Below are 11,139 nucleotides of genomic sequence, written 5' to 3'. Positions count from 1 at the left end.
CAGAATATCCTCGTGTTCCGATTTGGGAACGGTCTCTTTGAGCCGATCTGGAACCGGAATTACATCGAGCATGTGCAGATCACGGTCGCAGAGACAGTCGGCGTCGAAGGTCGCGGCGGGTACTACGACACCTCGGGCACGCTCCGCGACATGGTCCCCAATCACATCATGCAGCTCATCAGCCTGACAACGATGGAGCCGCCAATCTCCTTCCACGCCGACGATGTTCGCGATGAGCAGTCCAAAGTCCTGCACGCCATCCGCAGCATGAGCGGAGAAGAGGTCATTCAAAACGCGGTTCGCGGGCAGTATGGTCCGGGAACTACGGCCAAAGGCGAGCGCATGCCCGGCTACCGGCAGGAGCCGAGCGTCAATCCGCAATCGCGAACCGAAACCTTCGTCGCGCTGAAGCTCTCGATCGATAACTGGCGCTGGGCCGGCGTTCCGATTTACCTGCGCACTGGCAAGCGCATGGCGCGGCGTCATACGGAAATTGCCATTGAATTTAAACGCGCTCCGTTTGTCCTTTTTCGCCAGACCGATATTGCACACCTGCCGAGTAATCAACTTGTGATCAATGTTCAGCCGGACGAAGGTATTGCGCTCAAATTCGGCGCGAAGGTTCCCGGTCCTCTGGTCAAGGTCGGGCCGGTGAACATGAGCTTCAACTATCAGGACTATTTCGGCGGCGCCGCGCAAACCGGCTACGAAGTCCTGCTCTACGACTGCATGATTGGTGACGCCACTCTCTTCCAGCGCGCCGACATGGTCGAAGCCGGGTGGAGCGTGGTCGATCCCGTTTTGGATGTGTGGAAGGCGCTACCGCCGCGCGAGTTCCCGAATTATCCCGCGGGCACTTGGGGACCAAAGGAAGCCGACGATCTGATGACCCGCGACGGACGCCACTGGAGAAATGTTCCCGCATGATCCTCGCCGGTGACGTCGGCGGGACCAGCGTGCGTCTCGCGTACTTCGAGAGGAAACAAGGCCATCTCGTTCCCGTTGCCGAGGAGATCAAGCACGCACGCGACTATCCGAGCCTCGCTGCTGCAGTTGTGGATTTTCACAGTAAGCAGAAGCTCGCGGTCGCCTGCGCGTGTTTCGGCGTCGCTGGTCCTGTCACTGGCCGTGTAGTGAAAGCGTCGAACCTGCCCTGGATCATCGATGCTGCCGCACTCGAAGCGAGCACCGGAATTAAGAACGTCCATCTCATCAACGATCTCGAAGCGAACGCTTACGGCCTTGCCGAACTCGAAGACACAGACTTCGAACTTCTCACGCCGGGCATTCCGGGCCGCGAAGGAAACGCCGCTGTAATCTCCGCCGGAACAGGCTTGGGTGAAGCCGGACTGTTTTGGGACGGCACTCGCCACATTCCGTTCGCCGCCGAAGGCGGACACGCCGACTTTGGGCCCGCCAACGATCTGCAAGCCGAACTCTGGCAGTACCTGCACAAAAAGTACGGACACGTGAGTTGGGAACGCGTGCTCTCCGGCCCCGGCCAGTTCGGCATCTACGAGTTTCTGCGCGAGACCGGCAAAGGAACGGAAGAAGCCTGGCTGACTGAGGAGTTCAAGAACAGCGACGATCATTCGGTGGTGGTTACGCGCAACGGCCTGAGCGGAAAGAGCCCGTTGTGCGAGCAGGCGGTGAATATCTTTGCCGAGATCTATGGAGCGGCCGCAGGCAATCTCGCTTTGAAAATCTTCGCAGTCCACGGCGTGTACGTCGGTGGAGGGATTGCACCGAAAATTCTTTCAAAGCTGCGGGAGCCTCGTTTCATGAATGCCTTTCGCAATAAGGGTCGTTTGCGTCCATTGATGGAGAGCATTCCCGTGCGTGTGGTGCTGAACGACAAGACCGCTCTGCTCGGCGCCGCCCACGTTGCGATGATGTATTGCGAACCGGGAAAGGCGAACACGAAGGTCACGGAGGAAACGGAGGAGGTCACAAGGAATTCTTAGTGACCTTTTGTGTAAACTTCGTGACCTTCGTGTTCGCTCTTCCTCGGGGTCTGTCGGATAGGAAGAATGCCTGAGAAACCGAGCATCCGAATTCTCGATGATTTGCAAGCAATTGCCCGAGCTGCCGCCGAAGAATTCATTGTGCGCTGCCAGCAATCGATCAAAGATCACGGGCGATTCACGGTCGCGCTCTCTGGAGGCTCAACTCCAAAGGCGCTCCATGCAGTCTTAGTTGAGCGCTTCAAAGCAAATCCGAAGCTCATCGAATGGTCACGCGTGCAAATCTTTTTCGGTGACGAGCGACATGTTCCGCCGGATCATCCCGACAGCAACTTCCGCATGGCGAATGAGACGCTACTGTCGAAGGTGCCGATCTCGAAAGAAAACATTCATCGCATCCATTGCGAAAATCCGGATGCTGCTAAGGCTGCGGCGGAATACGATGCAGAGCTCGCGAAGGCTTTTCGATTAAAAGAGAGCGAGTTTCCACGCTTCGATCTGATTCTTCTCGGCATGGGTCCGGACGGACACACTGCTTCACTGTTTCCCAAAACGGCAGCGCTGAATGAACTCAGTAAGCGCGTCGTCGCGAATTGGGTCGACAAGTTCAATACGTGGCGAGTGACGTTTACAAGGCCAACCATCAACAACGCCGCGTCGGTGATGCTGATGGTTGCAGGCGAAGATAAGGCCGCCGCGCTGGCCGAGGTCATGGATGGTGGAAGTCCGGAAATGTATCCGGTGAAATACGTGAAGCCGACGAATGCACGGCTTGTTTGGCTATTGGATCGCGCAGCGGCGAAGTTAGTGAAGGTATCGAGCTAAAACAAAGAATCCTCCCTCGCCCTGTCATCCTGAGCGCTTCTTTTGCGCGAAGGATCTCCCGGAATTCGTACGACTTCAATGCAGTCGGCGTGGCTCTTCTACGAAGCTCGACGAGCACTGGCCGAAGAGCCTCGCGAGTGTCATGTCAGGTATGAACATCGCGGGAGATCCTTCGCGCAACAGAAGCGCTTCAGGATGACAGGTGTTCCGAGTATAGGTTTGCCATGGTGGGATCCTCGCCCCCGAACAAGTCGAAGCCTCTCACCATCCTTTGTTAGCCTATTCCGTACTGCCTATCGCCTACTGCTCTCCTCATGCGCAAAGAACACGAACGCCTTCTTCAAGACAAAAATCACGAAATCTATTGGAAGCGCTGGGGATCGTACCTGAGCGAGCGCGCATGGGGCACGGTGCGCGAGGACTACAGCGCGAACGGAGATGCCTGGCGCTACTTCACGCATGATCAGGCGCGCTCACGAGCTTATCGCTGGAACGAGGATGGTCTCTTTGGATTCTGCGACCGTCACCAGCTCATCTGCTTTGCTCTCGCGATGTGGAATGGACGCGATCCGATTTTGAAAGAGCGGCTGTTCGGGCTCAGCGGTCCTGAAGGAAATCATGGTGAAGATGTAAAAGAGTGCTACTTCTATCTCGACAACACGCCCTGTCACACGTACATGAAGGCGCTGTACAAGTATCCGCAGCAGGAATTTCCTTATCAGCGACTGGTCGACGAAAGCCGCCGGCGCACGCGTCTCGATCCCGAATTTGAACTGACGGACACCGGCATCTTCGACGACGGTCGCTGCTTCGATTTGTTCATTGAGTATGGAAAAGCATCGAGTGAAGAAATTCTGATCCGACTAACCGCCTGGAATCGCGGTCCTGAGGCTGCCCGGCTGCATCTGCTGCCGACGATCTGGCTTCGCAACACGTGGTCGTGGGGCGCCAAGGAGCCGGTTGAGCATCAGAAGCCCAAATTGGAACGGATGGCCGACATGCACGGCCTGCCGGTGGTGCGCGTCTATCATCCGCAATACGGAGAGCGCTGGCTGTACTGCGAAGGTTCGCCGCAGCTTTTGTTTACCGAAAACGAAAGCAATCTGCGCCGACTGTTCGGAGTTCCGAATCGCGGCTTCTATCAGAAAGATGCAATCAACGACTTCATTATCAAAGGTCACCGTTATCGCCTGAATCCGGAGCAGGTCGGAACAAGAGCTGCGGTCTATTACGATCTCGAAATTCCGCCTGGTGAAAGCGCAGTAGTAAAGCTGAAGTTCACGCAGAAACTCGACAGTACTCTGGATCATTTCGGGGCTGCGTTCGATGAGGTCTTTCGCGAGCGCATTTATGAGGCGGATGATTTCTATCGCGACATCATCCCGGCCTCGCTCTCCGCTGATGGACGCAGCGTGATGCGCCAGGCATTCGCGGGAATGCTTTGGTCGAAACAGTTCTACAACTATGACGTGCAGACCTGGCTCACAGGCGATCCCGGTCAGCCCAAGCCGCCACGCCAGCGGCTCACAGGGAGAAACTCAGATTGGGAGCACTTCTATTCCGACGACATCCTCTCGATGCCGGACAAGTGGGAGTATCCGTGGTTCGCTGCCTGGGATCTGGCTTTCCACTGCATTCCGCTCGCGCTTCTCGATTGGGACTACGCCAAGTACCAGCTCACGCTCTTATGCCGCGAGTGGTACATGCATCCCAACGGGCAGCTTCCGGCCTACGAATGGAATTTTGCCGACGTGAATCCACCGGTGCATGCCTGGGCGTCGCATCGTGTGTATCAGATCGAACGGCGCATGACCGGCAAAGGAGACTTTGCGTTTCTCGAGCGCATCTTCCACAAGCTGCTCATCAACTTCACCTGGTGGGTGAACCGCAAGGACATGGCGGGCAACAACATCTTCCAGGGAGGCTTCCTCGGGCTCGACAACATCGGCGCCTTCGATCGCAGCGAGCAGCTTCCCGGCGGCGCATACATGGAGCAGTCCGACGGCACGAGCTGGATGGCCAGCTACAGCCTGCACATGCTGATGATTGCGCTCGATCTGGCCCTGCAAGACTCGGTGTACGAGGACACGGCCATTAAATTTTGGGAGCACTTCCTCTTCATCGTAAAAGCGATGAACCGCAACATCGACGGCGCGGGAATCTGGCACGAGGAAGACGGCTTCTACTACGACGTGCTGCGGATCTCTGATGGCTCGCATATCCCCATGCGCATCCGTTCCGTTGTGGGGCTCGTACCGCTTTTTGCTGTGCAGACGCTCGAGCCGGGGCTGCTGCAGCGGCTGCCGAACTTCGCTCATCGCATTCAGTGGTATATCGATAACCGTCCCGATCTCACCGAGAACATCGCCTGCTTCCAGGCCGAAGGAGTGAAAGAGAGACAGCTTCTGGCCATCGCCGACGAAAAACGTCTGCGACGAATCCTGAAGATCATGCTCGACGAGAAGGAGTTTCTTTCCCCATTTGGGATTCGCAGTCTCTCGCAGTACCACCGCGAGCATCCTTTTCGTCTGGAGATCGCCGGCCGCGAGCACGTCGTCGACTATGAACCCGGCGAATCGACTACCGGCCTGTTCGGCGGCAACTCGAATTGGCGCGGTCCGGTGTGGCTGCCGATGAATTTTCTGATCATCGAGTCGCTGCAGCGGTATCACCACTATTACGGCGATCGCGTAAAAGTTGAATGCCCCACAGGCTCAGGAAAATTAGTGAGTCTGGGCCAGGTTGCCGAAGAACTGTCCCATAGACTCACGCGCCTGTTCCTTATAGGTAACGATGGACGTCGCCCTTCTCATGGCCGGAATGTACTGTTCCAAAATGATCCTCATTGGAAAGATTTGGCGCTCTTTTACGAATACTTCCATGGCGATACTGGCGCGGGCCTGGGAGCTTCACATCAGACCGGATGGACTGGATTGATCGCAAAGCTCATGCAGCAGAATGGAGAGCCAAGGGAGAGTAGCGCTCCGAAGAACTCAAAGCGCGTCCGAAGCTAAAGGGGACTGCTCCCTCAGGTTGTCAGATTTTGTGATTTCCCGATTTCGCGATTTCGTGATTTGGTGTCGCGAGATCATGCCATCGCGAAATTGCGCCTCATTGTGTTGCCGGCGTGTTCTGGGCCGGCGGCTTCGGTTGATGTTGCAATACGCCGGAATCGACCGTCTGCCCAGTTCGGGAAATTGTCTGGAAGTACAGTTTGTCACCTCCAATCTCAACCAGCATGAACGTTCGATCGGTATCGAAGCCTGCGGCCATGTCGCTGGCATCGTGGCGCAGGTTGTGATAGCGAAGCTCGCCGGAGTTTCCTACCAAAAAGAAATAGATTCCGCCTTCGGGCTTGAAGCGCTCATAGACGTGGTCGTGACCTGACATCACGACGTTGACGCCGTATTTTTCGAAGATGGGCATGAGCTGATTGCGAAGATCGACATCAGAACCATGAAAGCGCCCGTCGGAATAGAGCGGATGGTGAAAGTAGGCGATCTTCCACTTGGCATTCGATTCTCGTAGCTGCTGCTGAATCCAGTCGAGCTGCGTCGGATCCATGTAGTTGCTGTCGAGCGCAAAGAACTGCACGTCGCCTTTCTTGAATGTGTAGTAACGCTGGCCGTTCATGTTGAACGGCTTGTACAGCGTTTCGTCAGAGTTGTCATGATTGCCTAGACAGGCATAGAACTTCACGCCCGCATCGAGCAGCGGCTTATATGGCGTTTCAAATTTGCGCTCGAAGTCTTTTGGCTTGTGTCCGCCATAGATGTTGTCGCCCATCATGATCACGAACTCATAATGCACGACGCTTTCGTAGGCTTCCATCTCCGCGGCGACGTCGTACTGGGGCTGCTCGCCAGTGCCGTTGTCGCCGATGACGGCAAAGCGCACCGACTTCTGCTCCAGCGGCAGCTTGACCTCGAGTTGGCTTTGCGCCGTTGCAGGCGCCTGCGTCAGAGTTGGGGTGGACGAAGGCGTCAGACGAAACGCGAGCGTTCCCGCGCCAATGGTGATCAGAGCTGCGAGGACGAGCTTGCGGATCATTTCGTGCTGGGTGTGGCGAGGTCAGGAATGAAATCGACGATCAGGTTAGCGGCGATGTCACGAAGAATGAGCTCGTGATCGACAAACCGATATTCCAATTCCTTCGGCAGCTTGGGCAAGTTCAGCAAGAGTGACGGTGGCATGGATTGCAAAGCTAGTCCATCAGGATAAGCCTGGTTCACCGCAAGATGCACACCACGGATGGGCTCAGCGCGCTGGTAGCTCTTGCGAATTTGCATGCCTCGGGGGCCATTGAGCGATTGTGAGACAAGATGCCGGAAGAGATCTGCAACCTCTGGAGTGAAGAGATCGCCTTGCTGCGCCTGAGGCCGTGCGCTGCGAATGCGATCACCGAGCTCATGCTGATACTCAGTCAATTGTGTTGGCGATTGGGTGTTCTTCGGAGTCGTCAGTCCGCTCTGCGCAGACTGCCGCAGCTTCATGTACTCCGCCACGCGCTTTTCAAAATCTGACGAAACTGCGGCGTTCGGATTGACCCTTTCCGCGGGTTTCGTTTGCGCGACTGCGACGGTCGGAGCGAGCACCAAGGCACATAAACTCGTGATTACGACGGTCCGCCTTCGTCCGTGCTTCCGTGTCTCCGTGGTGAAAAACCTGTCCATCACGCCTCCGGCTCGCGCTGCTGTTCCACTACGTCCTCCACGGCTTCGCGGACTGCCTGCTTGATTGCCTGTTTGACCGCGATCTTCACTGTCTCCTCGATCTCGTCGTGATCGATGGAAAAGCCGTTTTCCGCAGGCACAATCTCATTCATTACGTCTTCGACGACAGGCGCAACCGGCGGCAGAACTTTTGTCACGGTCTTGGCGACCTTCTTCGCGACTTTGGCTGCAGGCGGCTTCTCGATATCATCGGCTTCGTCGCCGGTTGCGACTACCCCGGTTTTCCAATCGTTTTCAAAGACCTTGGTGATTTCCTTTGCAATGTCGGCATCACGAAATGTGAGGCCGATCTCGCGGCGGGAATCGAGTTCCAACTCGCGCAGGCTCTGGCTGCCCATGAATACATCTTTGCCATCACGCACCATGGTGCGGGTGTGCAGCCGCAGCTTTTCCAATTTGCGAACTGCGATCTGGCTGTTGTGACGCGCCATTTTGCCGATTACGCGAACTTCTACCCCGGCTCGTGCTTTGTCTTCGAGGAGCTTGAGCATCTCGCGATCGGTGATCTTCACGTCATAGACCAGGAGCTCTTTCTTGGCTCCTTGGATGAATTTCCCAAGCTCCTTGCGAGCGTTCAGCGGGCTAACGATGAAACGTGGTGAACCCGGCCGAAACTTGCGGCGCTTGCTGTCAGCGTCGAACAGCCTGCCGGCTTCTTTCACCAACTCCTTTTCATGCGTGATCAGGCCGAAGCTGCGGCTGCGCTCGATGTCAATTTGCGTGTAGTTGAAGGCCAGCAGGTGGAGTTCTTTCCCATCGACGATCATCATTTTGCCGTGGTAGCGGACCAGATCGTCGGCGGTACGGGCGACCGTAACGCCGCGATCCAAAAAGCGTAACTCCAGCTTGCGCAGGTTCTTCTCGCCTCCCCGATTCGTGAACGCTATCAAGGCATCGACCGCGACACCCCGCTTCACAGCGTCTTCGAGAGCCTTTTCGATCTCCAGGCGGTCGAAGCGGAAGATGACGATCTGGATAGAGCTCTTTGCCCGCTCAATGGCTTTCACCAGTGGCTTGATTCCGTCTCCCGGCTGGACTAACAGCTTCACTCGACAGAGCTCCTGAGAAGCTTGGATGCGGAAAAAGCAGAGAAGAGCGAACACGAAGGTCACGAAGTCTCAACGGCGAGGCCACGGAGCTTCTGTACTTCGCAGACCGTCGTGCCCTCCAGGTCAAACGCGGGTCCTAAGCAGCCGAATCATGTGCTCTGGCTATCTAAGTCTCTGCTGAAGATTTCACAACGGAACCTTTCGGGAGCCGCTCTCGACCAGCGATTCCTGTTCGATATACATGCGCAAGAGCCTAATTAGCCGCCTTCTGGCGGGTTCGCTGCTTCTCCTCGCCAATCCTCTAATAGCCCAAACCCCCTCTTCGCCGAAAATCTTAATCTGGAGAGATCCGGGCGATATCTCAGCCAAGAACCTCCTCTATGGCTCTGGCGGCAAAAAGGACCAGCCTCGTCCGCCGGTGATTTTTGAGAAGGAGGACACAAACGGCTCAAATCCGAAGTTCGATGTTCGCGACCAGAACGGAACCAAGTGGAAGGTGAAGCTTGGGGTCGAGGCAAAGCCGGAGACGGTGGCCACGCGTCTATTGTGGGCTGTCGGCTATTTCACCGAGGAGGATTACCTGGAGCCTGAGTTAAAGGTGGATGGCCTGCCCAAGAATCTCCAGCGGGGCCAAAACCTGATCAAAGCAGGAGAAGCGCGTGATGCTCGCCTAAAGCATCATCCTAACCACGCCGAGAAGGGTGAAGAATGGCGCTGGCGCAAAAATCCTTTTTCGGGAACTCGGAAATTCAATGGCCTGCGGGTGATGATGTCCTTGCTCAACAACTGGGATGTAAAAGACGAGAACAATGCCATCTATCAAGAGAAATCAGGCGAGCAGCTCTACCTTGTCACGGATCTGGGCGCTTCGTTTGGATCAATTGGCTATCGCCTCGGACCGGGTCGCGGTAAAGGCGATTTAGGCGCATATCGGAGCTCGAAGTTCATAACGCACGTTCATCAGGACTACGTTGACTTCAGCTCTCCAGCGCACTCTACCGTCATCGGCATTCTGGGAATTTTCTCGATTCCCAATTTCGTAACTCGGATGCGCCTGCGCTGGATCGGACGCCACATCCCCCGCGAGGACGCCAAGTGGATCGGCGGACTGCTGGCGCAGCTCAAGCCTGCTCAGATTGAAGATGCGTTCCGTTCGGCTGGATATTCGGATAAGGATGTTGCCGAATACTCGGCAGTCGTAGAGAAGAGAATTGCTGATCTGGGAAAGCTGTAGCAAAGCCAATGGCTGGAGACGGATCCGGCTCTGGCCAGTCCGGTCCGTCTCCGGACCACTCGTCAGATAAGCAATAGACCGGTACCGCCGCTGGTTTCACCGGCAGTAGGTTTGGCCGCGCTCTTCTTCCCGCTCTTGCTGCTCTTTGCTCCGGCCGATTTCGGAAGAGCGTTGTCCACCGCCTTCGCATTCGTCAGATGATCTTCAAGCGTCGGATAAGTGCGCTTCGCGTAATCCTTCAAATCAGAGTTCGCGCTGGTGCTATTCGCTTCCTTCTTGAACTCCGCGACATCTTTGGTGTGGTCTTTCACCATCATCGCCATGTACGCACGATCGAACGCTGCGCCGTTTAGCTTCTCGAGCCGCTGCTGCTCCGCTTTTTGCTGGGCGTTTACATCTTGCGGCAAGGTGATGTTTGCCTTCGACGCGACGCCCTCAAGATCCTGCTCGGCTTTGCCGTGATCGTCGACCATGCGCTGGCCGAACTTCTTGACATCGTCGCTTTGAGCATTCTGCTGAGCGAGCTTGCCCAACGCGACTTCGGCCATGTTTCCCTGAGCCGCCTTCTTCGCAAATGTAGCGTCAGGATTGGCGCCTGCCTTGGATTTTGCCTTTGTATGCGCACCTGTTTGCGCAAACGCAGCAAATGAGAATGTGAGGATAAAAACTGCAAGCCTGTACATACGTATGCCTCTCTGAAAAGCTTCTTTGCTTAATTAGAGGTGGGATGAACGGCAGCGGTTTGCTGCAAGGGCGATAGGCGATACGCAATAGGCTCAGATTTCGACAATCCCTGCGAGCGAGTAACGATTCGGCAGCTTAGCTCCTAAAGGTTCGGGCCTGAATTGAATCAGCCTATTGCCGACTGCTTATCGCCTATTACCGTCCAAAACAATCACGGCCTGCATCCTTGCGAATGCAGGCCGTGGATAGTGGTGAGATGTCCTATTTTTGTCGAGCTGGCCAATCCCGTTTCCAGAACCAGCTGCTCACACATGCAGACCAGATGAATTTGTCACTCCTCGCGCCCCCTTCCGTTACCGGAAGCTTTACGCTTGACTTCGTCTTGCGACGCCGTCCTGCGAGTGCTCGAAGGTGAAGCCTGTTGCCTGGATTCGACAGGCCGTCCACCAAGTCGCCGCTCTTTGTTATCCCTTACCCTCTCGGGCTTGAGATAGGGCCACAGACATTCTGAAAAACTTGCGCTTCTCAGCTCCGTAGTCTCTAGGCTGGCTCGTCTATCCCACCGCTTTCGCCGCGAGAGGACTACCAGTCTTTCAGGCCATCTGGATTGCAACGCTGAACTTTCGCCCAACGCAGCATCACAGTTGGTC

At 55.9% G+C, this 11,139-nt stretch carries 9 protein-coding genes; 5 read left to right on the top strand and 4 right to left on the bottom strand.

Annotated elements, in window-relative coordinates:
* The 4 genes from zwf to VFU50_01380 form a co-directional block, all read left to right on the top strand.
* Positions 1-927 (top strand): glucose-6-phosphate dehydrogenase (zwf, locus tag VFU50_01395; GenBank protein HEU5231484.1); only part of this gene is annotated, 927 nt, incomplete at its 5' end.
* The gene (gene glk, locus VFU50_01390; GenBank protein ID HEU5231483.1) at positions 924-1,964 is read left to right on the top strand and encodes a glucokinase; all 1,041 of its coding nucleotides are present in this window, start codon (positions 924-926) and stop codon (positions 1,962-1,964) included. The genes zwf and glk, both read left to right, overlap by 4 nt.
* Before the next feature lie 66 nt (positions 1,965-2,030).
* Positions 2,031-2,789: a 6-phosphogluconolactonase gene (pgl, locus tag VFU50_01385; GenBank protein ID HEU5231482.1), complete on the top strand. Its 759-nt coding sequence runs from the start codon at positions 2,031-2,033 to the stop codon at positions 2,787-2,789.
* A gap of 314 nt (positions 2,790-3,103) precedes the next feature.
* Positions 3,104-5,803: a glucosidase gene (locus VFU50_01380; GenBank protein ID HEU5231481.1), complete on the top strand. Its 2,700-nt coding sequence runs from the start codon at positions 3,104-3,106 to the stop codon at positions 5,801-5,803.
* A 97-nt stretch (positions 5,804-5,900) separates the two neighbouring features.
* Here VFU50_01380 and VFU50_01375 read toward each other — a convergent pair whose 3' ends face one another.
* From VFU50_01375 to VFU50_01365, 3 genes are all read right to left on the bottom strand, one after another.
* Positions 5,901-6,839, bottom strand: a complete 939-nt coding sequence (locus VFU50_01375; protein ID HEU5231480.1) for a metallophosphoesterase — start codon at positions 6,837-6,839, stop codon at positions 5,901-5,903.
* Complete coding sequence (locus tag VFU50_01370; GenBank protein ID HEU5231479.1) at positions 6,836-7,384, bottom strand: hypothetical protein; 549 nt, start codon at positions 7,382-7,384, stop codon at positions 6,836-6,838. Before VFU50_01370 ends, VFU50_01375 begins: the two co-directional genes overlap by 4 nt.
* A gap of 77 nt (positions 7,385-7,461) precedes the next feature.
* Positions 7,462-8,571 carry a phospholipase D-like domain-containing protein gene (locus VFU50_01365; GenBank protein ID HEU5231478.1) on the bottom strand — a complete coding sequence of 370 codons (1,110 nt, stop codon included), beginning with the start codon at positions 8,569-8,571 and terminating at the stop codon, positions 7,462-7,464.
* A gap of 241 nt (positions 8,572-8,812) precedes the next feature.
* Here VFU50_01365 and VFU50_01360 point away from each other — a divergent pair, with 241 nt between their 5' ends.
* Positions 8,813-9,805, top strand: coding sequence for a hypothetical protein (locus VFU50_01360; GenBank protein HEU5231477.1), 993 nt, complete (start codon positions 8,813-8,815; stop codon positions 9,803-9,805).
* Between the two features lie 62 nt (positions 9,806-9,867).
* On the opposite strand, the gene VFU50_01355 is transcribed toward VFU50_01360, so the two are convergent.
* Positions 9,868-10,488, bottom strand: coding sequence for a DUF4142 domain-containing protein (locus VFU50_01355; GenBank protein HEU5231476.1), 621 nt, complete (start codon positions 10,486-10,488; stop codon positions 9,868-9,870).
* Positions 10,489-11,139: the final 651 nt, after the last annotated feature.

It is taken from the genome of Terriglobales bacterium, from assembly GCA_035764005.1.
GTDB lineage: Bacteria > Acidobacteriota > Terriglobia > Terriglobales > Acidobacteriaceae > Gp1-AA112.
The sequence above is the reverse complement of the archived record's forward strand: the minus strand, read 5'-3'. Positions and strand labels throughout refer to the sequence as shown.

Bases quoted from the DNA above. Each gene is read 5' to 3' on its own strand.
- VFU50_01375 (HEU5231480.1), bottom strand. From the start codon at position 6,839: ATGATCCGCAAGCTCGTCCTCGCAGCTCTGATCACCATTGGCGCGGGA.
- VFU50_01380 (HEU5231481.1), top strand. From the start codon at position 3,104: ATGCGCAAAGAACACGAACGCCTTCTTCAAGACAAAAATCACGAAATC.
- VFU50_01360 (HEU5231477.1), top strand. From the start codon at position 8,813: ATGCGCAAGAGCCTAATTAGCCGCCTTCTGGCGGGTTCGCTGCTTCTC.
- pgl (HEU5231482.1), top strand. From the start codon at position 2,031: ATGCCTGAGAAACCGAGCATCCGAATTCTCGATGATTTGCAAGCAATT.
- VFU50_01355 (HEU5231476.1), bottom strand. From the start codon at position 10,488: ATGTACAGGCTTGCAGTTTTTATCCTCACATTCTCATTTGCTGCGTTT.
- glk (HEU5231483.1), top strand. From the start codon at position 924: ATGATCCTCGCCGGTGACGTCGGCGGGACCAGCGTGCGTCTCGCGTAC.